The 23,109-nt window shown below is 60.4% G+C and carries 17 protein-coding genes; 1 reads left to right on the top strand and 16 read right to left on the bottom strand.

All coding sequences use genetic code 11. The features are described from left to right. Window positions 1–6 precede the first annotated feature (6 nt). The 9 genes from AB7951_RS09640 to AB7951_RS09600 form a co-directional block, all read right to left on the bottom strand. Complete coding sequence (locus AB7951_RS09640) at window positions 7–306, bottom strand: 50S ribosomal protein L23 (protein WP_068731492.1); 300 nt, start codon at window positions 304–306, stop codon at window positions 7–9. Then, a complete protein-coding gene (gene rplD, locus AB7951_RS09635; RefSeq protein WP_120291944.1) occupies window positions 303–923 on the bottom strand; it encodes a 50S ribosomal protein L4 in 621 nt (206 codons plus the stop codon). The genes AB7951_RS09640 and rplD overlap by 4 nt, the downstream gene beginning before the upstream one ends. Window position 924: 1 nt before the next feature. Then, complete coding sequence (gene rplC, locus AB7951_RS09630) at window positions 925–1,650, bottom strand: 50S ribosomal protein L3 (RefSeq protein WP_068731496.1); 726 nt, start codon at window positions 1,648–1,650, stop codon at window positions 925–927. A gap of 51 nt (window positions 1,651–1,701) precedes the next feature. Next, complete coding sequence (gene rpsJ / locus AB7951_RS09625) at window positions 1,702–2,010, bottom strand: 30S ribosomal protein S10 (RefSeq protein ID WP_013166261.1); 309 nt, start codon at window positions 2,008–2,010, stop codon at window positions 1,702–1,704. 83 nt (window positions 2,011–2,093) lie between these two features. Further along, on the bottom strand, window positions 2,094–3,284 hold the full coding sequence (gene tuf, locus AB7951_RS09620) for an elongation factor Tu (protein WP_184517871.1): 1,191 nt from the start codon (window positions 3,282–3,284) through the stop codon (window positions 2,094–2,096). A 39-nt stretch (window positions 3,285–3,323) separates the two neighbouring features. After that, on the bottom strand, window positions 3,324–5,396 hold the full coding sequence (gene fusA / locus AB7951_RS09615) for an elongation factor G (RefSeq protein ID WP_089268268.1): 2,073 nt from the start codon (window positions 5,394–5,396) through the stop codon (window positions 3,324–3,326). A 31-nt stretch (window positions 5,397–5,427) separates the two neighbouring features. Then, window positions 5,428–5,898 carry a 30S ribosomal protein S7 gene (gene rpsG / locus AB7951_RS09610; protein WP_068731502.1) on the bottom strand — a complete coding sequence of 157 codons (471 nt, stop codon included), beginning with the start codon at window positions 5,896–5,898 and terminating at the stop codon, window positions 5,428–5,430. Between the two features lie 15 nt (window positions 5,899–5,913). Then, the gene (rpsL, locus tag AB7951_RS09605) at window positions 5,914–6,285 is read right to left on the bottom strand and encodes a 30S ribosomal protein S12 (protein WP_068731626.1); all 372 of its coding nucleotides are present in this window, start codon (window positions 6,283–6,285) and stop codon (window positions 5,914–5,916) included. Window positions 6,286–7,022: 737 nt separating this feature from the next. Beyond that, window positions 7,023–7,421, bottom strand: a complete 399-nt coding sequence (locus tag AB7951_RS09600) for a RidA family protein (RefSeq protein ID WP_093762221.1) — start codon at window positions 7,419–7,421, stop codon at window positions 7,023–7,025. Window positions 7,422–7,555: 134 nt separating this feature from the next. On the opposite strand from AB7951_RS09600, the gene AB7951_RS09595 reads away from it, so the two are divergent. Then, window positions 7,556–8,128, top strand: a complete 573-nt coding sequence (locus AB7951_RS09595; protein ID WP_120286937.1) for a TetR/AcrR family transcriptional regulator — start codon at window positions 7,556–7,558, stop codon at window positions 8,126–8,128. A gap of 25 nt (window positions 8,129–8,153) precedes the next feature. Here the strand turns inward: AB7951_RS09595 and AB7951_RS09590 are convergent, their stop codons facing one another. From AB7951_RS09590 to rplJ, 7 genes are all read right to left on the bottom strand, one after another. Then, window positions 8,154–10,184, bottom strand: coding sequence for an ABC transporter ATP-binding protein (locus tag AB7951_RS09590; protein WP_089268284.1), 2,031 nt, complete (start codon window positions 10,182–10,184; stop codon window positions 8,154–8,156). A gap of 125 nt (window positions 10,185–10,309) precedes the next feature. Next, window positions 10,310–12,364 (bottom strand): FAD-dependent oxidoreductase, encoded by a 2,055-nt coding sequence (locus AB7951_RS09585; protein WP_120286936.1) that lies wholly within the window; start codon window positions 12,362–12,364, stop codon window positions 10,310–10,312. A gap of 267 nt (window positions 12,365–12,631) precedes the next feature. Further along, entirely contained in the window at window positions 12,632–13,093 is a 462-nt protein-coding gene (locus AB7951_RS09580; protein WP_120286935.1) for a GNAT family N-acetyltransferase, read from the bottom strand. Between the two features lie 95 nt (window positions 13,094–13,188). Then, window positions 13,189–17,388 carry a DNA-directed RNA polymerase subunit beta' gene (gene rpoC, locus AB7951_RS09575; protein WP_093762211.1) on the bottom strand — a complete coding sequence of 1,400 codons (4,200 nt, stop codon included), beginning with the start codon at window positions 17,386–17,388 and terminating at the stop codon, window positions 13,189–13,191. Between the two features lie 124 nt (window positions 17,389–17,512). Continuing rightward, entirely contained in the window at window positions 17,513–21,628 is a 4,116-nt protein-coding gene (gene rpoB, locus AB7951_RS09570; RefSeq protein ID WP_120286934.1) for a DNA-directed RNA polymerase subunit beta, read from the bottom strand. Between the two features lie 431 nt (window positions 21,629–22,059). Beyond that, entirely contained in the window at window positions 22,060–22,437 is a 378-nt protein-coding gene (gene rplL, locus AB7951_RS09565; protein ID WP_089268274.1) for a 50S ribosomal protein L7/L12, read from the bottom strand. 54 nt (window positions 22,438–22,491) lie between these two features. Continuing rightward, the gene (gene rplJ / locus AB7951_RS09560) at window positions 22,492–23,010 is read right to left on the bottom strand and encodes a 50S ribosomal protein L10 (protein WP_089268275.1); all 519 of its coding nucleotides are present in this window, start codon (window positions 23,008–23,010) and stop codon (window positions 22,492–22,494) included. Between the last annotated feature and the right edge of the window lie 99 nt (window positions 23,011–23,109).

Here is a 23,109-nt window from a genome sequence, read left to right as displayed (position 1 = left end):
TCGCCCTTACAGTCCGGTCGTAACGTCGATGCGGTGGCCCTCTTCGAGGGTCACGATCGCACGCTTGACGTTCGACTGTGAACCGAGGTTGCCACGGAAGATCTTCGTCTTGCCCTTGCGAACCAGCGTGTTCACGCTCTTTACCTTGACGTCGAACAGCTTTTCGACGGCTTCCTTGATCTGCGGCTTGGTGGCCTTGCCGTCGACCTTGAAAACAACCTTGTTGAATTCAGAAGCGACAGTGGCCTTTTCCGTCACCACAGGGGCGACGATCACGTCGTAATGGCGCGGGTCGATATTCTTCATTTGAAGCGCGCCTCCAACGCATCAAGCGCCGCCTTGGTCAGAACCAGCTTCTGACGACGCAGAATGTCATAGACGTTGATGCCCTGGATCGGCAGCACGTCGATGTTCGGAATGTTACGGGCCGCCTGAGCGAAACCGACATGAACCTCGGCGCCGTCGATGATCAGCGCATTGGTCAGGCCGAGACCCGAGAAGTGACCGAGCAGAGCCTTGGTCTTGGCGGCTTCCAGGTTGGCGTTCTCGATCACGATCAAGCCGCCGTCCTTGGCCTTCGCCGACAGAGCATGCTTCAGCGCGAGTGCACGGACCTTCTTCGGTAGATCGAACGCATGGGAGCGAACGACCGGACCGAAGGCACGACCGCCGCCGCGGAACTGCGGAACGCGAGCCGAACCGTGACGAGCACCGCCGGTGCCCTTCTGCTTGTACATCTTCTTGCCGGTGCGCCAGATTTCGGCGCGGCCCTTGGCCTTGTGGTTGCCCGACTGGCGCTTTGCGAGCTGCCAGTTGACGCAACGCTGGATGATATCGGCGCGCGGATCGAGACCGAAGATGGCATCCGACAGCTCGATCGAGCCGGCGTCCTTGCCCTCAAGCGTGGTGACGTTCAGTTTCATCTCACGCTCCTTCCTGCTCGGCCGCAGGTGCTTCAACGGTCGCACCCTCTCCTGCCAGCTTGAACTTGCCGGGCTTCGGCGCGTCCTTCGGCAAAGCCTTCTTCACCGCATCGCGAACCGAAATCCAACCGCCCTTGGAGCCGGGAACGGCACCTTCGACGAGGATCAGGCCGCGCTCGACATCAAGCTGCACGACGCGCAGGTTGAGCGTGGTGATACGATCGACACCCATGTGACCGGGCATCTTCTTGTTCTTGAAGGTCTTGCCGGGATCCTGACGACCACCGGTCGAACCGATCGAACGATGCGAAACCGACACACCGTGCGTGGCGCGAAGACCGCCGAAATTCCAGCGCTTCATACCACCGGCGAAGCCCTTACCGACCGAGGTGCCGGTGACATCGACGAACTGGCCAACCACGAAGTGGTCTGCCTGGATCTCGGCGCCGACCGGGATCAGCGCGTCTTCCGACACGCGGAATTCCGCGACCTTCCGCTTGGGTTCAACCTTGGCGACCGCGAACTGGCCGCGTTCAGCCTTGGGCAAATACACGGTCTTGCGCGAGCCCGATCCGAGCTGCAGCGCGACGTAACCGTTCTTCTCGCTGGTGAGGTGGCCAACCACCTGGCAGTTACCCAGCTTGAGCACGGTCACAGGGATATGTTCACCGGCGTCTGTGAAGACCCGGGTCATCCCGACCTTTTGTGCGATCACTCCGGAGCGCATCGGCGTGCTTCCTGTTCTTTCTGTCCGTTTGACCGGACGGGACCTAAATACTTAGAGCTTGATCTCGACGTCGACACCGGCGGCCAGGTCGAGCTTCATCAAAGCATCGACTGTCTGCGGGGTCGGATCGACGATATCGAGAAGACGCTTATGGGTGCGCATCTCGAACTGCTCGCGGCTCTTCTTGTCGACGTGCGGCGAACGGTTGACCGTGAACTTCTCGATGCGCGTCGGCAGCGGGATGGGTCCACGGACCTGTGCACCCGTGCGCTTCGCGGTGCTTACGATCTCACGGGTCGAAGCATCGAGGATACGATGATCGAACGCCTTGAGACGAATGCGGATATTCTGGCCGTTCATTGCCGTGTCTTTCTTTGAAAGCGAATGGTTGTTGCGAGTAGCGAGTAGCGAGACCCGCTACTCACGACTTCCTGTTCGCGTCCTTACTCGATGATGCTAGCGACGACGCCTGCACCGACGGTGCGGCCGCCTTCACGGATGGCGAAGCGCAGCTTTTCTTCCATGGCGATCGGCACGATCAGGTGCACTTCCATGGCGATGTTGTCGCCCGGCATCACCATTTCGGTGCCTTCCGGCAGATGCACAACACCGGTCACGTCGGTGGTGCGGAAGTAGAACTGCGGACGGTAGTTGGTGAAGAACGGCGTGTGACGGCCACCCTCTTCCTTGGTGAGGATGTAAGCCTCGGCCTTGAACTTGGTGTGCGGCTTTACCGAACCCGGCTTGCACAGCACCTGGCCGCGCTCGACGTCTTCACGCTTGGTGCCGCGCAGCAGCGCGCCGATGTTGTCGCCGGCCTGCCCCTGATCCAAGAGCTTGCGGAACATTTCAACGCCGGTGCAGATCGTCTTCTGCGTGGCGCGGATGCCGACGATTTCGATTTCCTCGCCGACCTTGACGATGCCGCGCTCGACGCGGCCGGTGACAACGGTGCCGCGGCCCGAGATCGAGAACACGTCTTCCACCGGCATCAGGAACGGCTGGTCAACCGGACGCTCCGGCTGCGGGATGTAGCTGTCGACGTTCTTCATCAGTTCGAGAATGGCGTCGTGACCGAGCTTCTGGTCCGAGTTTTCGAGAGCGGCCAGCGCCGAACCCTTGATGATCGGAATGTCGTCGCCCGGGAAGTCGTACTTCGAGAGCAGTTCGCGCACTTCCATCTCGACCAGTTCGAGCAGTTCCGGATCGTCGACCATGTCGCACTTGTTCAGGAACACGACCAACGCGGGCACGCCGACCTGGCGGGCGAGCAGGATGTGCTCGCGGGTCTGCGGCATCGGGCCGTCGGCGGCCGACACGACCAGGATGCCACCGTCCATCTGCGCGGCGCCGGTGATCATGTTCTTCACATAGTCGGCGTGGCCAGGGCAGTCGACGTGGGCGTAGTGGCGGTTGGCGGTCTCGTATTCGACGTGCGCGGTCGAAATGGTGATGCCGCGGGCCTTCTCTTCCGGCGCCTTGTCGATCTGGTCGTAAGCGGTGAACGTGGCACCGCCCGTCTCTGCCAGCACCTTCGTGATCGCCGCCGTCAGCGACGTCTTGCCGTGGTCAACGTGACCGATCGTACCAATATTGCAGTGCGGCTTGTTACGTTCAAATTTTGCTTTGGCCATGACTCTCTCCGTTTAGTCGTCAACTGTCGCTAACGACAATCAGGCAAACTTCTTCTGGACTTCTGCCGACACATTGGCCGGCGCTTCCGCGTAGTGATCGAATGACATCGAGAACGTTGCACGACCCTGGCTCATCGAGCGCAGCGTGTTCACGTAACCGAACATGTTCATGAGCGGCACCATCGCGTTGATGACGTTGGCGTTGCCGCGCATGTCCTGACCCTGGATCTGACCGCGCCGCGAGTTCAAGTCGCCGATGACCGAACCGGTGTAGTCTTCCGGGGTCACGCATTCGACCTTCATGATCGGCTCGAGCAGAACGGACTTGCCCTTCTGCAGCGCGTCGCGGAGTGCCGCGCGCGAAGCAATTTCGAAGGCCAGTGCCGACGAGTCGACGTCGTGATAGGCGCCGTCAACCAGCTGGACATGAACGTCGACCACGGGGAAGCCCGCGACCACGCCCGAGGTCATGACGCTGTTGAGACCCTTTTCGACGCCGGGGATGTATTCCTTCGGAACCGAACCACCGACGACCTTGGATTCGAACACGAAGCCCGAACCCGGCTCGCCCGGCTCGACCACGAACTTGACGCGGGCGAACTGGCCGGTACCACCGGTCTGCTTCTTATGGGTGTAGTCGACTTCAGCGCGCTTGGTGATCTTCTCACGGAACGCCACCTGCGGTGCGCCGATATTCGCATCGACCTTGTAGGTACGACGCAGAATGTCGACCTTGATGTCGAGATGGAGTTCGCCCATGCCCTTCAGGATGGTCTGGCCGGACTCGTGGTCGGTCGACACGCGGAACGACGGATCTTCTGCAGCGAGCTTCGCCAGAGCGACGCCCAGCTTTTCCTGGTCGGCCTTGGACTTCGGCTCGATCGCGATTTCGATCACCGGCTCCGGGAATTCCATGCGCTCGAGAATGACCTGCTTGTCCGGATCGCAAAGCGTGTCACCGGTGCGGGCTTCCTTGAGGCCAGCCAGAGCGACGATGTCGCCGGCAAAGGCTTCCTTGATGTCTTCGCGGTTGTTCGCATGCATCAACAGCATGCGGCCGATACGTTCTTTCTTCTCACGGGTCGAATTCACGACACCGGTGCCGCTCTGCAGAACACCCGAATAGATGCGGCAGAACGTGATGGTGCCGACGAACGGATCGTCCATGATCTTGAATGCGAGCAGAGCCAGCGGCTCCTTGTCGTCCGCCTTGCGGAGGATCTCGTTGCCGTCTTCGTCCGTGCCCTTGATGGCAGGAACGTCAACCGGCGACGGCAGATAATCGACAACCGCGTCGAGCAAAGGCTGCACGCCCTTGTTCTTGAAGGCCGAGCCGCAGAGAACCGGGTAGAACGCGCCAGTCAGCACGGCCTTACGGATCAGACGCTTGAGGGTCGCCTCGTCCGGCTCGGTGCCGTCGAGGTAAGCAGTCATCGCCTCATCGTCGAGCTCGACGGCGGCTTCGAGCAGCTTCTCGCGATATTCCTTGGCCTTCTCGACCAGGTCAGCCGGAATGTCGACGGTCTCGTACTTCGCGCCGAGGGCCTCGTTGTTCCAGATATAGGCCTTCATGATCACGAGATCGACCATGCCGACGAAGTCGTTCTCAGCGCCGATCGGCAGCTGGATCGCAACGGGCTTCGCGCCGAGACGGTCGATGATGTCCTGCAGGCACTTGTAGAAGTCAGCGCCGGTCTTATCCATCTTGTTCGCGAAAACGATCCGCGGAACCTTGTACTTGTCGCCCTGACGCCAGACGGTTTCGGTCTGCGGCTCGACGCCCTGGTTGGAGTCGAGAACGCACACGGCGCCGTCGAGCACGCGCAGCGAACGCTCGACTTCAATCGTGAAGTCGACGTGGCCGGGGGTGTCGATGATGTTCAGGCGATGGCCGTTCCAGAATGCAGTGGTGGCAGCGGACGTGATGGTGATGCCACGCTCCTGCTCCTGCTCCATCCAATCCATCGTCGCGGCACCTTCGTGCACTTCGCCGATTTTGTGGCTCTTGCCGGTGTAATAGAGGATGCGCTCGGTCGTTGTCGTCTTACCGGCATCGATATGCGCCATGATACCGAAGTTACGGTAGTCCTCAATGGCATGTACGCGAGGCATGGGATGTTCCTTAAATTCCGGAGTTTCGCCGTTACCAGCGATAGTGCGAGAATGCGCGATTGGCTTCCGCCATCTTGTGCACGTCTTCCCGCTTCTTCACGGCGTTACCACGGTTGTTCGACGCATCAAGCAGCTCAGCCGAGAGACGCTCGGTCATGGTCTTCTCGTTGCGAGCGCGTGCAGCGGTGATCAGCCAGCGAATGCCCAGCGCCTGGCGCCGAATGCTGCGGACTTCAACCGGCACCTGATAGGTAGCGCCACCGACGCGACGCGAACGAACTTCGATCGTCGGCATCACATTTTCCAGAGCCTGCTCGAACACGCCGAGCGGACCCTGCTTGGTCTTCGCTTCGATCATTTCGAAAGCACCGTAAACGATGGTTTCGGCGGCAGACTTCTTGCCGTCATACATGATCGAATTCATAAACTTGGTGACGATGACGTTCCCGAACTTCGGATCCGGGTTAACTTCACGCTTTTCAGCAGAATGGCGACGAGACATCGATCAGACCCCGGCTTACTTCGGACGCTTCGCGCCGTACTTCGAACGACGCTGCTTACGGTTCTTGACGCCCTGGGTATCCAGCACGCCGCGGAGAATGTGGTAACGCACGCCGGGCAAATCCTTGACGCGACCGCCGCGGATCATGACCACGGAGTGCTCCTGAAGGTTATGACCTTCACCCGGAATGTAACCGATGACCTCGAAGCCATTGGTCAGACGCACCTTGGCAACCTTACGAAGCGCCGAGTTCGGCTTCTTCGGAGTCGTCGTGTAGACGCGCGTGCAAACGCCGCGCTTCTGCGGCGACTGCTGCAGCGCAGGAACCTTCTTGCGCGACTTCTGAATTGCGCGCGGAGTAGCGATCAGCTGGTTGATCGTCGGCATGTCAGCCTTCACCCTTTAGTTCGCTCGAAGCCGTAACGGCTTCCTCAAAATCACATCGGAGCAACCTGCCCCACGGTTCGCATCACGTGAAAAGCTTCACGCAAAACGAAATCACGCCAACCATTCATTGCTGAACGGAAAGCGCTTAACGCCACAGAGGACCGCGATCATGACCGCCAGACTTACGTCTTTAGGTCTGCACCGAGGTCATGCATTCGAATTTAATCTCAAGAGAGAAGTCTCTCAGGAGACAAACGTCGTTTTGGCATTGCCTTGATATAGCGACAGCGTTTGAGCTTCTTGGTCGAGGTTGGTGCCCAATCAGCTCCGAAAAGCCGACCGGGTGATCCGTTCCGACACTGGCGAAGCTCACCGCCTGTCGTTGAATGGCCGGGTTGTATCCGCAGGGGATACCCAAGTCAACAACAAAGCGCGATGAAAGAAACGCTTCTCGCACTGCATCTTCTAGCATGTGGATCATGACAGAACATACGCGATTTCGATGCCCGCCATGTCATCCACGAAAGAATCCGCGACTCGGATTCGTTGCAGTTTGATGAAAGAGAATCGCCTGGGTTGCGGATTTTTTGCGCCCTGCCCCGCCGACTCGCATCCGATGCAAATCGTATCGCGTCCCGAATCGACACACCGGGCCAGCATCGATCAGCAGCAAATATTACCGGAGGTCGAATGGAGAGGGACACAGCCCACCCCACCCGACACTCGCGACCAGCCAATCAGGCGGATACAGGGACGCGTGCGATGACCTTGATCTCGAAATCGAAGCCCGCCAGCCAGTTGACCCCGACCGCGGTCCAATTCGGGTAAGGCGGCTCGCCAATCACGGCCAATCGGACGGCATTGACCGCCGCGAACTGGGTGGCCGGGTCGGTGTGGAAGGTGGTGACGTCGACCACGTCGTCGAATGTGCAACCTGCAGCCTTCAGCACGGCCGCGAGGTTATCGAATGCCAGCTGGACCTGCTTTTCGAAGACCGGCTCCGGCGACCCGTCTTCCCGGCTGCCAACCTGGCCGGAGACAAACAAGAGGTCGCCCGATCGTATCGCCGCCGAATACCGGTTGATCTCGTAAAGCGCCTGCCGGCCGGCCGGGAAAATCGCGTCGCGTTTGGTCATGGTGTCAGTCCTGTTCAAAGATTATATACGTCCCGTATGTCAGGATATTCAGGCATACGCCTCGTATGTCAATACGCATACAGCGCGTATGTTACTTTGCGGAGATGACAGTGGTCGCGAGACGACGAGCGGAAATGGTGGAGGAAACCCGGGCCAAACTCATCCGGGCGGCCCGGACGGCTTTCGCCGCCAAAGGCTATGCGGCGGCATCGATGGACGATCTGACCGCCGAAGCCGGCCTGACGCGGGGCGCGCTCTATCACAACTTCGGCGACAAGAAGGGTTTGCTGCAGGCCGTCATCGACCAGATCGACGCAGAAATGTTGGCGCGCATGCGCGCTGCCCGCGGTCAGGCGGACACCGCATGGGACGGGTTTCTCAACGAGGGCGTCGCCTATATCGAAATGTCCCTCGAGCCGGAGATTCAGCGCATCATGCTGCTGGATGGCCCCGCCGTGCTCGGCGATCCCTCACAATGGCCGAACCAGACGGCGTGTCTGCGCACGACAACACAGGCCATTCAACGGCTGATCGACGATGGAACGGTCAAGCCTGTCGATGCCGAAGCGGCGGCCCGTCTGATCAATGGCGCCGCGCTCAACGCCGCGCTCTGGATCGCTGCCGCCGACGATCCCCACGCGGTCCTTACGAAAGCTGTCGAGGCTTTCCGCCAGCTCACGGCAGGCTTGCTGCGAACGGCGGGATGATCGCCTCACACATCTTCAGATGCGCTCACTCGTCGTCGTCATCCTCGTCATCATCATCGTCGCTGGCAGATGACCTGTGCCGCTGGTCGTCCCAAAGCTGGCGATAGGTACCGTTCAGCGCCAGCAGCTCCTTGTGCGAGCCACGCTCGATCGCCTTGCCGCCATTGATGACGATGATTTCGTCCATATCCACCACGGCGGCCAGCCGGTGCGTCGACGAAATCAGGGTGCGGCCCTTGGCGAGTTTGAACAGCGTCTTGTTGAGCGCCGCCTCGGTTGTCTGGTCGAGGGCGGATGTCGCCTCATCCAACAGAAGCACCGACGGATTGCGGACGACGGCCCGCGCGATCGCAATGCGCTGGCGTTGGCCGCCGGATAGCGTATCGCCGCGCTCGCCGACCTGCGTATCGTATTTGTCCGGCAGGCTCATGATGTAGCGATGGATCTCGGCCTTGCGCGCCGCCTGCTCGACTTCCTCGTCGGTGGCGCCTTCCTTGCCGAGCCGGATGTTCTCGCGGATCGACATGTTGAACAGCATGTTCTCCTGGAACACCACGGCCATGTGGCCGCGCAGGGACTCGCGCGTGATCTTGCGGATATCGACGCCGTCAATGGTCACCCTGCCCTCGTCCGGCATATAGAGCCGCAGGATCAGGTTCAGCAACGTGCTCTTGCCGGAACCGGACGGGCCGACAATGGCGACGGTCTTGCCGACATTGATCTTGAGGCTGAGATTGTCCAGCACCGGCTGCTGGCTGTTCTCATACTTGAACGAGACGCGATCGAACGTGATGTCGTTGACGATGCGCGGCAGCTCCGGCGAGCCAGGCTTGTCGGCACCGCGGGTGGGCTCGTCGAGCATCTCCTCCATGTGCCGCACGGCGGCCGCTGCCTGGATCGACACCGGGATAAAGTGCATCACATGGGCGATGTTGTAGGACACCTCCCAGAACGCGCTTTCGAAGGTGACAAAGGTGCCGACGGTGATCTGGCCCTTGGTGGCGAGATAGGCGCCGATCGCCAGAACCACCAAATGCAGCAGCAATACCGAGACGGTGACCGAGCGCTCGACCATGGTCGACAGGAAGGTCGCCGCCGCGATCCTGTCGCGCGTTTCGTTGTTGCGCAGCCGGAACCAGCCCATGGTACGGCGCTGCAGGCTGAAGGCCTTGATCACCGCCTGTGCCGCGATGTTCTCCTGCACCATGCCGAGCACTGAAGCTTCGCTGAGCTTCTGGTCGTAATTGGCCTGCACGGCCTTCGGCGTCAGGATGCGCGGGCCGATCAGTGTGATCGGGAAAATCAATAGCGCGACAGCGGCAAGCTGCCAGTTCAGATACAGCATCAGCCCGATGCCGGCGATCAGTTCGAGGAACGGCAGCAATGCGCTGTTGGCGAAACTCTTGATGGCCGTCTCGAAAGACGACAGATCGATCGAGAAGCGTGACAGGATCTCGCCGCGCTTGGTGCGGGCGAAATAGGCCGACGGCAGATCCTGCACGTGATCGAACAGACGCGAGCGGACGTCCGTGATGATCGAGGCAGCCAGTTTAGCGTCCCAGCGCTCATACCAGATCGCAACGATAGACGTGACAATGCCGGCGACGGCCAGCACCGACAGGATCTTGAACAGCGCGTCGAAATCTTCCTCGCCGAGCGCGTCGTCGATCAGATATTTGAGGCTGAGCGGCATGATGACGTTGAACAGCGTCTCGACCAGAACGCCGAAGCCAACGAAACCAAGCAGTTTGCGGTACTTGCCGAGCAATGGCCGCGTGAAACGATAGACCGTTCCGAATGCGCCGGCGGCCTCGCGCGCGGTGAAGACGACGAGTTCCTCGTCATCATCGTCATCGAGCTCGTCGTCTTCATCCTCGTCGTCATCATCGACGGCAGGCTTGGCTTTTGCCGTCTTCTCGACAGCCGGCGGTTTCGTGCTGGGAACCGAAGCGGCGGCAGCGCCAACCGGGAGCGCGAACTTGTCATCGAGCGGCGTGGCCGGCTCGGCCGCGTTCTTGTCGTCAGATGGAGGCTTTGGAGGTGGCTTCGACGCCATGGAACGAACCGTTGCTGCACGGTCCTTCGACCGCAAGAATCAATGAAGCGGCCCGGACAGCCACGGCAATGATCCTATGCGATCAGAATGTCCTCGGCAAAGCAACCGAGGGCGGATGCCAAAGATCAATCCTCGGCATCGACCTTGTCGAAGAACGAGTAACGCAGGCTGTCCGCGTCGGCATACCAGTGGCCCGGTCCCTTGCCGGCGGCCAATGTGGCTTCCCACACCGCCTCGGTGCAGTCGCGGCGATGCATCGACAGGTCGAAGCCGTTGCCGAAGAACAGTTCCGACCACTCCCACCAGGTGCCGAGCTTCTTGACGCCGCGCAGCAGGTCGTAGCGATCGATCACCGCCGGCGCCATGTCTGATGTGACCGAGCCGAAGACGAGGCCGGTCTTCACGACGCGGTTGAGCTCCTGCACGGCCGTCACCACCTGCTTGTCGCTCACGTGACACAGGCTGGTCTCGAACACGAAATCGAACTGCCCGGCCTTGAACGGCAGATCGGTGATCGAGCCGAGCTTGTTGAACTTCTGCAACGCCTTCGGCGTCCTGGCGTGGATTGCCTTGTTGTTCTCGACACCCCAGGCGTCGATCCCCCTGGCACGTAGCGCGCCGACCAGTTCGCCTGATGCCGAGCCGGCGACCAGCAGCTTGTAGCCCTTGGCGCGGCCCCAGACGATCTTGATGAGATTTGTCAGATAGGCCGGGTCGGTAAACTGGCTCCAGACCTCGCTGTAGGGACCGACGCCGCGATAGTTCTGGAAATAGTCGCGATCGATCTTGTCGGAGATCGTCGTGCCATTCTGACCCTGCGCGCGGCGCAGGCGCATCATCTCGGTGAGGATGATGTCGGTGGCGGCATCCGAGGAGTCGAGCAGACCGTTCAGCGTCGAGTCGAACAGATAATCGCCGACCACGACGAGACCCGGGTGCTCCTTGGGCTCCGGCCGGTGATTGGTCATGACGTCGCGCACCGGCATGCCGCCGGGGATCGCGTTGACCGACGAGAGCCAGCGATGAATCTTGCCTTCCAGCAGATGCGCACGCGCATCGCCAAACGAGGCCGGCAACGACTTCAGCGCGGCATCGATCAACTCATCATCTGTGAGATTGGCAAAGGCCAGCGCGTCGGAGCCTGGCACCAGCCAGTTCAGCACACCGTGCTTGCCGACATCGTGGCGCGCGCCCTCGTTATAGACACAGCAGCCGCCGAAGGCTTCGGACATGAACCAGGCGCCGGAAATCTGCTCGCCCCAGAACGGCGTATCGAACAGCAGCGATATCCGCAGATAATGGGCCGGGCGGTCGAAGTAAGAGACATGCTTGACCATCGACTTGCGCAGCTGCTCGCCGTCCCAGCGCATGGTCGCCAGCCATGAATGCGGCAGGCACATCACCACGAGATCGAAATCGCGGGTGTCCGGCCCCTTGCCGTTCATCATGTCGAGCTGATAGCGGCCCTGCTCGGTCTTGCCGACCTTGAGCACACGGTGATTCAGCCGGATGTCGGCATCGACTTCCGACTGCAGGCAGGAGATCAGCTGCTCGTTGCCGTTCTGGATCGAATAGAGCCCGATATAGCCATCGACATCCATCACGAAGTTCTTCAGCGCATTGAGGCCGTTGGTGTTGTGCGTCTCGGTCGCGATGTCGGAGCGCGCCATCACCTTCAGGAAGCGCTTGGCAATGGGATCGCTGACTTCCTTATCAAGCAGCTCCTCGGCATTTATCCATGCCCAGGGGTGTTCGTTGTCGTGCGAACCGACGCCTTCGTAATATTCGATCGGCGACACCATGCTCGCGCACTTCTTGCGGAAAGCTTCAATGGCGGCTGCGGTCTTCGGGCCGTATTTCTTGCGCATGCCCGGCACGTCGTTGAGCAGCTCGCCGTCCAGCTGCACCTGCTCGGCATCCATAGGGATGGTCTGCAGGCCGAAATGCTGGATCAGCTCGCGCAGCGGATCCGGCCCGGTCATCGAGTAATCGTAGATTTCCGCAACGCCAGCTTCGTACATGGCTGGCGCTGTATCGAACTTGCGCGTGAGAATCTTGCCGCCGACGCGGTCGGACGCCTCGTAGATGGTGACACGACAGAGATCGCCGAGCTTCTTCTTGAGATACCAGGCGCTCATCAGGCCGCCTGGACCACCACCAACAATTGCTAGATCAAGCATAGGTTTCTTTCACGCGTCGTGTTTGCCGGCGGCAATATCCGGCAACGGTCGATGTAACGTATTCCCAGCCAAAGCGGAATCCGCTGACGCTGCAAGGCTGGCCCGTCGACCCCGTCGACTCGCGCTAACCCCCTCCAAGTGAAAACATTTTTCAGCTGAAGGAAAGATGAACAAAAGCATGTAGTGCGCCGCAACACACGTCAGACGCGAAAAAAGCCGGCTTTCGCCGGCCTTTTCCATGGCATTGATGTGATCTGCAGTGGCAGGTCAGTTGGTCGGCGACAAGACACGCTCCATAACGATGGTCCGCTCCTCACCGTGATAGGCCTCGCGAACGGCCGTGAAGCCCAGTCTCGCGTAAAAAGCCTCTGCGGTGACCGTCGCCGGAACCGTCAGAATCGCAAGCTGTCGTTCGCGGGCGACCCTCTCGATCCGCTGCACCAGCAAACGGCCGATGCCGCGCCCTTGCACGTCCGGCAAGACGAACATGGTCCGCAGGGCGTGCCCATCCAGGCTCGCCGTGCCGACAACACGATTGTCCATCTCGGCAACGAACACCTCGCGCTGGTCGATCAATCGTTCGACAGCCGCGGAGCTGAAACTGAGTTCAACGCGTGCGATGATATCGGGCGTGTAATCCTTCGCATTGGTTTCGCGCAGCGCACGGATGATGACGCGGCTGATATCTGCCGCATCGCCGGCTTGAGCCGGCCGAATATCGCATGTCATCTGACCGCTCTCCGTTTCCAACCGAATGAACAGATCAAAACGAGAAAGGGCCAGCTTGCGCCGGCCCTTTCGTTTCTTAAGTCTGCCCGGCCCGATTACTCGGCCGACGGCAGCATCAGCGGTTCTTCTGCCGGAGCCGACGGCACGATCGCCGCCTGCTTCTCGCGCTCGTCGAGGATCATCTTGTCGCGCTTCATTGCGACTTCGCGGATCTTCGCCATCGAGGCGCCGGTACCGGCCGGGATCAGGCGGCCGACAATGACGTTTTCCTTGAGGCCTTCGAGCGGGTCCACCTTGCCGTTGACGGCAGCTTCGGTGAGCACGCGCGTGGTCTCCTGGAACGACGCTGCCGAGAAGAACGAACGGGTCTGCAAGCTGGCCTTGGTGATGCCCAGCAGCACAGGGTTTCCGGTCGCGATCTTCTTGCCTTCTTCCTTCGCCTTCAGATTCAGCGCGTCGAACTCGATCTTGTCGATCTGCTCGCCCGAGATCATGTCGGTCTCGCCCTGATCGGTGATCTCGACCTTCTGCAGCATCTGACGGACAATCACTTCGATGTGCTTGTCGTTGATGAGCACGCCCTGCAACCGGTAAACTTCCTGGATTTCGTTGACCAGATAGGCAGCGAGTTCCTCGATGCCCTTGATCGCCAGAATGTCGTGCGGCGCCGGATTGCCTTCGACGATGTAATCGCCCTTCTCGACGATGTCGCCGTCCTGCAGATGGATCTGCTTGCCCTTCGGAATGAGGTACTCGCGGGTCTCCTCGTTCTTGTCGAGCGGCTCGATCGAGATGCGACGCTTGTTCTTGTAGTCGCGTCCAAAGCGGATGGTGCCGCCGATTTCCGCGATGATCGCCGCGTCCTTCGGCTTGCGCGCCTCGAACAGTTCGGCCACCCGCGGCAGACCGCCGGTGATGTCACGCGTCTTCGCGCTTTCCATCGAGACACGGGCAAGAATGTCGCCCGAGGTCACCTTGGCATCGACGTCGACCGACAGAATGGCGTCGGGCGACAGCATGTAACGGGCGTCGCCGCCACGTGCGAGCTTGAGGACCTTGCCGTCCTTGCCCTTGATGACGATAGCCGGACGCAAGTCCGCACCGCCACGCGACGAACGCCAATCGGTAACGACGCGCTTGGCGATACCGGTGGACTCGTCCAGCGTTTCCGTAATCGACTGGCCGTCGATCAGGTCCTCAAACCCGATCGTGCCGTCGACTTCGGTCAGCAGCGGACGGGAATACGGATCCCATTCCGCGATACGCTGGCCACGCTTGATCATGTCGCCGTTGGCCACGTGAACGCGAGCACCGTACTGGATACGGTACGTCGCACGCTCGGTGCCATCGGCGTCAGAGATGGCGATGACCATGTTGCGCACCATTGCAACCATGTGGCCTTCGCCGTTCTTGGCGATGTTCTCGTTCTTGATCGTGATCTTGCCGTCGAAGTTCGACTCGATCACCGACTGCTCGTTGAGCTGCGCCGCGCCGCCGATGTGGAAGGTACGCATCGTCAGCTGCGTGCCAGGCTCACCGATCGACTGCGCCGCGATGACGCCGACGGCCTCACCGTGGTTGACGGGCGTGCCGCGGGCCAGATCGCGGCCGTAGCAGGTGCCGCAGATGCCGTTGACCAGTTCGCAAGTGAGAGCCGAACGGATCTTCACTTCCTGGATGCCGGCCTGCTGGAGAAGATCGACGTCCTTCTCTTCCATCAGCGTGTTGCGCTTGATCAACACCTTGTTGGTCGCGGGATCGCGAATGTCTTCGCAGGCCGAACGACCGAGGATACGCGACGCCAGCGATGCGACCACCGAGCCGGAGTCGATGATGGCGCGCATCTTGATGCCGAGATTGGTGCCGCAATCGGTCTGCGTGATGATGCAGTCCTGCGCCACGTCGACGAGACGGCGGGTCAGATAGCCCGAGTTCGCGGTCTTCAACGCGGTGTCCGCGAGGCCCTTACGAGCGCCGTGGGTCGAGTTGAAGTATTCGAGAACCGACAGACCTTCCTTGAAGTTCGAGATGATCGGCGTTTCGATGATCTCGCCCGACGGCTTGGCCATCAGGCCGCGCATACCACCGAGCTGACGCATCTGGGCCGGCGAACCACGGGCACCGGAATGCGCCATCATGTAGATCGAGTTGATCTGGGCTTCTTCACCCGCCGCATTCCTCTTCACCGAGGAGATTTCTTTCATCATCTCCTTGGCGACTTCTTCACCCGCCTTCGACCAGGCGTCGACGACCTTGTTGTACTTCTCACCGTGGGTGATCAGACCGTCATTGTACTGCTGTTCGAAGTCCTTCGCGAACGCACGGGTGGCGTCGACGATCTTCCACTTCGAACCCGGCACGACCATGTCGTCCTTGCCGAACGAGATGCCGGCCTTGAACGCGTTGTAGAAGCCGAGCGCCATGATGCGATCGCAGAAGATCACGGTCTCTTTCTGACCGCAGTGACGATAGACCTGATCGATGACGCCCGAGATTTCCTTCTTGGTCATCAGCTTGTTGATGACGTCGAAGGGCATCTTCGGCGACTTCGGCAGAACCTGACCGAGCATCGCACGACCGGCAGTGGTTTCCACCATGCGCGTGACCGGCTTGCCGTCCGCGTCGAGACCGGACCAGCTGTATTTGATCTTGGTGTGGAGGTGGATGACCTTCGCATGCAGCGCATGCTCGATCTCCGCCATCTCACGATACAGCTTGTTTTCGCCCGGGAGACCCGCACGCATGGTCGACAGGTAGTACAGACCCAGCACGATGTCCTGCGACGGCACGATGATTGGCTGACCGTTCGCGGGATGCAGGATGTTGTTGGTCGACATCATCAGGACGCGCGCTTCCAGCTGCGCTTCGAGCGACAGCGGAACGTGCACGGCCATCTGGTCACCGTCGAAGTCGGCGTTGAAGGCCGAACAGACCAGCGGATGCAGCTGGATCGCCTTGCCTTCGATCAACACCGGCTCGAACGCCTGGATGCCCAGACGATGCAGCGTCGGCGCGCGGTTCAGCAGTACGGGATGCTCGCGAATGACCTCGTCGAGAATGTCCCAGACCTCGGGACGTTCTTTTTCAACGAGCTTCTTCGCCTGCTTCACCGTGGTGGACAGACCCTTGGCGTCGAGACGCGAATAGATGAACGGCTTGAACAGTTCGAGCGCCATCTTCTTCGGCAGGCCGCACTGATGCAGACGCAGTTCCGGACCGACGACGATGACCGAACGGCCCGAATAGTCGACGCGCTTGCCGAGCAGGTTCTGACGGAAACGACCCTGCTTGCCCTTCAGCATGTCGGCCAGCGACTTCAGCGGACGCTTGTTGGCGCCGGTGATGACACGGCCACGGCGGCCGTTGTCGAACAGTGCGTCGACGGCCTCCTGCAGCATGCGCTTTTCGTTGCGGATGATGATGTCCGGCGCGCGGAGCTCCATCAGACGCTTCAAGCGGTTGTTACGGTTGATGACGCGGCGATACAGATCGTTCAGATCCGACGTCGCGAAGCGGCCGCCATCGAGCGGCACCAGCGGACGCAGATCCGGCGGGATCACCGGCACCACCGTGAGGATCATCCATTCCGGCTTGTTGCCGGAATAGCGGAAGGCCTCGACGATCTTCAGGCGCTTGGCGAGCTTCTTGTGCTTGATGTCGGATTCGGTCTCCTTCATCTCGACGCGCAGCTGCTCGTCGAGCTTCTCAAGCTCCAGACCCTTCAACAGTTCACGGATCGCCTCGGCACCGATCATCGCGGTGAACGAGTCCTGGCCGTATTCGTCCTGCGCCTTCAGATATTCTTCTTCAGACAGCAGCTGACGGTCCTTGAGCGCGGTGAGACCCGGCTCGAGAACGACATAGTATTCGAAATACAGGATGCGCTCGAGATCCTTGAGCGTCATGTCCAGCAACTGGCCGATGCGCGACGGCAGCGACTTCAGGAACCAGATGTGCGCAACCGGAGCGGCCAGTTCGATATGACCCATGCGCTCGCGTCTGACGCGCGACAAGGTCACTTCGACCGAGCACTTCTCGCAGATGATGCCCTTGTACTTCATGCGCTTGTACTTACCGCACAAGCACTCGTAATCCTTGATGGGCCCGAAGATACGGGCGCAGAACAGGCCGTCGCGCTCGGGCTTGAAGGTACGGTAATTGATGGTTTCCGGCTTCTTGATCTCGCCGTAGGACCACGACAGAATCTTCTCCGGGGACGCAATCGAGATCCGGATCTGGTCGAAGACCTGAGCCGGAGTCGTCGGATTGAAGAGATTCATAATTTCTTGGTTCATCGTCTTCTCCTCGCGTGCCGATCGCCATCAGCAGCAAATTCGAAATTCTTTAGACCACACACCCTGCCCCACGTCCCGGCTGGGTGCGGACGCCCGGCCATCAGGCCGGGCGTAACGCTTGTTCTTACTCGGCAGCTTCGGAGGTCGGCCCCGGCAGCTTGGAATTGTGCAGGTCGACGTTGAGGCCGAGCGAGCGCATTTCCTTGACCAGCACGTTGAACGATTCCGGAATACCGGCCTCGAACGTGTCGTCGCCGCGCACGATCGCCTCGTAGACCTTGGTACGGCCCGCGACGTCGTCCGACTTCACCGTCAGCATTTCCTGGAGCGTGTACGCCGCGCCATAAGCCTCGAGCGCCCACACTTCCATTTCACCGAAGCGCTGACCGCCGAACTGCGCCTTACCACCCAGCGGCTGCTGCGTGACGAGCGAGTACGGACCGATCGAACGCGCGTGGATCTTGTCGTCCACGAGATGGTGAAGCTTGAGCATGTAGATGTAGCCCACAGTCACCTTGCGATCGAACTGGTCGCCGGTCCGGCCGTCATAGACGGTGGACTGACCGGACGCGTCGAAGCCAGCCATCTTCAACATCTCTTCGATGTCGGCTTCCTTCGCACCGTCGAACACCGGCGTCGCAATCGGCACGCCGGGCTTCAGGTTACGCGCCAGTTCAAGCAGCTCGGTGTCGTTCAGCGACTTGATGACTTCGTCTTCGCCGTAAACCTTCTTCAGGGTGTCGCGCAGCGGCTTCAGATCCTGCTTCTGGTAGTAGGCGTCGATGGTCTGACCGATCTTCTTGCCCATGCCTGCGCAGGCCCAGCCAAGATGCGTCTCCAAGATCTGACCGACGTTCATGCGCGACGGCACGCCGAGCGGGTTCAGCACGATGTCCGCATGCGTACCGTCTTCAAGGAACGGCATGTCTTCGATCGGAACGATCTTCGACACCACGCCCTTGTTGCCGTGACGTCCGGCCATCTTGTCGCCGGGCTGGATCTTGCGCTTCACCGCGACGAAGACCTTGACCATCTTCATCACGCCTGGCGGCAGTTCGTCGCCACGCTGCAGCTTCTCGACCTTGTCGAGGAAGCGCTGTTCAAGGCCCTTCTTCGATTCGTCGTACTGCTTCCGCATCGCTTCGATTTCGGTCATCAGCTTGTCGTTCGCGGTGGCGAACATCCACCACTGCGACCGCGGATTTTCGTCGAGCACGGCGCGCGTGATCTTGCCGTCCTTCTTGAAGCCCTTCGGACCGGCGATGCCGACCTTGTTCTCCAGAAGATCAGCCAGACGGCCGTAGACGTTACGATCCAGGATGGCCTGTTCGTCGTCACGGTCCTTGGCGAGACGTTCGATTTCTTCCCGCTCGATCGCCAGAGCACGTTCGTCCTTGTCGACGCCGTGCCGGTTGAATACGCGGACTTCGACGATCGTGCCCTGCACGCCCGGAGGCACGCGGAGCGAGGTGTCGCGAACGTCCGACGCCTTCTCACCGAAGATGGCGCGCAGAAGCTTTTCTTCCGGCGTCATCGGGCTTTCGCCCTTCGGCGTGATCTTGCCGACCAGGATGTCGCCGGCGCGGACTTCAGCGCCGATATAGACGATGCCGGCTTCGTCGAGGTTCTTCAGCGCTTCTTCCGACACGTTCGGAATGTCGCGGGTGATTTCCTCAGGACCGAGCTTGGTGTCGCGGGCCATGACTTCGAATTCCTCGATGTGGATCGAGGTGAAGACGTCTTCCTTCACGATCCGCTCCGAGAGGAGGATCGAGTCTTCGAAGTTGTAGCCATTCCACGGCATGAACGCGACGAGCACGTTACGGCCGAGTGCGAGTTCACCGAGATCGGTCGACGGACCGTCGGCAATGATGTCGCCCTTGCGAATGACGTCGCCAACCTTCACCAACGGACGCTGGTTGATACAGGTCGACTGGTTCGAACGCTGGTACTTCATCAGGCGATAGATATCGACGCCCGACTTGGTCGGATCGAGATCTTCTGTCGCGCGGATAACCACGCGGGTTGCGTCGATCTGGTCGATGACACCCGAACGGCGGGCAGCGATCGCAGCACCGGAGTCGCGGGCCACGACGGCTTCCATGCCGGTACCGACGAACGGCGCTTCAGCGCGCACCAGAGGCACGGCCTGACGCTGCATGTTCGAGCCCATCAGCGCGCGGTTGGCGTCGTCGTTCTCGAGGAACGGGATCAGCGCCGCAGCGACCGAAACGAGCTGCTTCGGCGACACGTCCATGTAGTCGACCTTGTCGGCCGGCAGCGGCAACACGTCGCCGGCATGACGGCAGATGATCATGTCTTCGGTGAACTTGCCCTTGGCGTCGAGCGACACGTTCGCCTGCGCGACCGAGTAGCGGCCCTCTTCCATCGCGCTGAGGTACACGACTTCATCGGTGACGCGACCGTCCTTGACCTTGCGGTAAGGGGTCTCGACGAAACCGTACTTGTTGACGCGCGCGAAGGTGGCGAGCGAGTTGATCAGACCGATGTTCGGGCCTTCCGGCGTCTCAATCGGGCAGATACGGCCGTAGTGGGTCGGATGGACGTCGCGGACTTCGAAGCCGGCGCGCTCGCGGGTCAGACCACCGGGGCCAAGCGCCGAAAGACGACGCTTATGGGTGATTTCCGAGAGCGGGTTGGTCTGGTCCATGAACTGCGACAGCTGCGACGAACCGAAGAACTCGCGCACCGCGGCAGCCGCGGGCTTCGCGTTGATCAAGTCCTGCGGCATCACGGTGTCGATGTCGACGGACGACATACGTTCCTTGATGGCGCGCTCCATGCGCAGCAGGCCGACACGATACTGATTTTCCATCAGCTCGCCGACCGAACGCACACGGCGGTTGCCGAGATGGTCGATGTCGTCGATTTCGCCCTTGCCGTCGCGCAGGTCCACCAGCGTCTTGATGACGGCGAGGATGTCTTCCTTGCGCAGCGTGCGATGAGTGTCCGGCGCGTCGAGTTCGAGGCGCATGTTCATCTTCACGCGGCCCACGGCCGAGAGATCATAACGCTCACTGTCGAAGAACAGCGACTGGAACATGTTCTGCGCGGATTCGAGCGTCGGCGGCTCGCCCGGACGCATCACGCGATAGATGTCGAACAGCGCGTCTTCACGCGTCAGGTTCTTGTCTGCCGAGAGCGTGTTGCGGATATAGGCACCGATATTGACGTGGTCGATGTCGAGCAGCGGGAGTTCCTTGTAGCCCTCCTCGTTCAGCGCCTTCAGCGACTTCTCCGTGATTTCCTCGCCGGCTTCGGCGTAGATTTCACCGGTCTTCACGTTGACAAGGTCCTCGGCGAGATAGTTGCCGACCAACTCTTCGTCGGTCAGACGCAGCGCCTTGAGGCCCTTCTCTGCAAGCTGACGGGCAGCGCGCACAGTGAGCTTCTTGCCGGCTTCGAGCACGACCTTGCCGGTGTCGGCATCGATCAGGTCGTTGACGGTGGAGTAGCCACGGAAACGGGTGGCGTCGAACGGAACGCGCCAGCCTTCCTTGATCTTCTTGAACTGGATCTTCTTGTAGAACGTCGAGAGGATTTCCTCGCCGTCCAGACCCAGCGCAAACATCAGCGACGTCACCGGAATCTTGCGGCGACGGTCGATACGCGCGAACACGATGTCCTTGGCGTCGAACTCGATGTCCAGCCAGGAACCGCGATACGGGATCACGCGGGCGGCGAACAGCAGCTTGCCCGACGAATGGGTCTTGCCCTTGTCGTGATCGAAGAACACGCCCGGCGAACGATGCATCTGCGAGACGATGACGCGCTCGGTGCCGTTGACGACGAAGGTGCCGTTCATGGTCATGAGCGGGATATCGCCCATGTACACGTCCTGCTCCTTGATGTCCTTGACGGACTTGGCGCCGGTTTCTTCGTCGATATCGAACACGATCAGGCGCAGCGTCACCTTCAGCGGCGCAGCATAGGTCATGCCGCGCTGGCGGCACTCATCGACGTCATATTTCGGCGGCTCGAATTCGTAGCGCACGAATTCCAGCATCGAGGTGCCCGAGAAATCCGAGATCGGAAACACCGAACGGAAAACAGCCTGCAGACCTTCGTCGAGGCGACCGCCGGTCGGCTCATCGACCATCAGGAACTGGTCGTAGGACGCCTTCTGAACCTCGATGAGGTTCGGCATCTCTGCGACTTCTTTAATATGACCGAAGAACTTGCGAACGCGCTTGCGACCTGTGAACGTCTGCTGACCCATCGTGGCCTCTCATTGCGTCGCCCGAAAGGGGCGAACCTTCCAGAGCGCGACTGCCATCGCCTCCGGGTTGAATTTCCAAGAACGTTCCGAATTCAGCGCCCAATGTGAGGAACAAAATCCCTCTCCCGAGCATTTGAATCGCAGAACGCAAAACGACGTGCGCGATGCCCGACTGCATCTCGCCCGTCCAAACCGTCTAGCTACGGACCGAAAAGCCCGAAAATTGCCCATCTCCCAACGGCTTAACCGGAAACGTCGCCGTTTCCGCTGTCAGACCGTGCTTTTCGTGCTGCCGTCCCGATATGGGATGGCAATCATGGAGATTCGAGGGTGGTTCCCAGCGCATCCCCACACATTCCTGTGTAGTCCATCGGGTTCCGGCCCAGAGGGCGACCAAATGGCCGCCCTCCAGATGGAACCCATAAAGGGTCTTACTTGAGTTCGACCTTCGCGCCAGCCTTCTCGAGCTGACCCTTGATCTTCTCGGCTTCGTCCTTAGCAACGCCTTCCTTGACGGGCTTCGGAGCGCCTTCGACCAGGTCCTTGGCTTCCTTGAGGCCAAGACCCGTGATCGCACGGACTTCCTTGATGACTTCGATCTTCTTGTCGCCGGCCGAAGCCAGGACGACAGTGAACTCGGTCTTTTCTTCAGCAGCAGCAGCACCGCCGCCGCCAGCAGCCGGACCAGCAACTGCAACAGCAGCAGCAGCCGAAACGCCCCACTTTTCTTCGAGCATCTTGGCGAGGTCGGCAGCTTCGAGCACGGTCAGGCTCGAGAGATCGTCAACGATTTTCTGTAGGTCAGCCATTGTCTATTTCCTTAAGCGTATTTGGTTCGAACCAGGGTTTGAATGCGAAGGGCGTCAGGCCGCTTCGCTCTTTGAGGCATAGGCCTGAACAACACGCGCGAGCTTCGCCGCGGGAGCTGTCGAGAGCTGAGCGATCTTGGTCGCCGGCGCCACAAGGAGGCCGAGGATCTTCGCGCGCAGCTCGTCGAGCGAGGGCAGCGCGGCCAAGGCCTTGACGCTGTCGACGTTCAGGACGGTTTTACCCATCGAGCCGCCAAGGATGACGAACTTCTCGTTCGCCTTGGCAAATTCGACGGCAACCTTCGGCGCAGCTACCGGATCGTCCGAAGTGGCGATCACAGTCGGGCCCTTCAACAGGGAACCGATGGCAGCAACATCCGTGCCTTCAAGAGCAATTTTGGCGAGACGGTTCTTCGAGACCTTCACCGAGGCGCCAGCCAGCTTCATCTGCGAACGCAGGTTCTGCATCTGGGCAACGGTGAGGCCGGAATAATGGGCGACAACCGCAACGCTGGTGGTCTTGAAGACCCCGTTCAGCGCGTCGACCGCGTCCTTTTTAGCCGCTCTTTCCACAGCAAGCTCTCTCCGGTTGGCGGCCTCTATCGAGATAGGACCGCCGGGTTACACCCACCGTCCCACCTGAACCTGACCTCAAGACCCATGCTCGTTAAA

It is taken from the genome of Tardiphaga sp. 285_C5_N1_2, from assembly GCF_052076065.1.
Taxonomy (GTDB): domain Bacteria; phylum Pseudomonadota; class Alphaproteobacteria; order Rhizobiales; family Xanthobacteraceae; genus Tardiphaga; species Tardiphaga robiniae.
The sequence above is the reverse complement of the archived record's forward strand: the minus strand, read 5'-3'. Positions and strand labels throughout refer to the sequence as shown.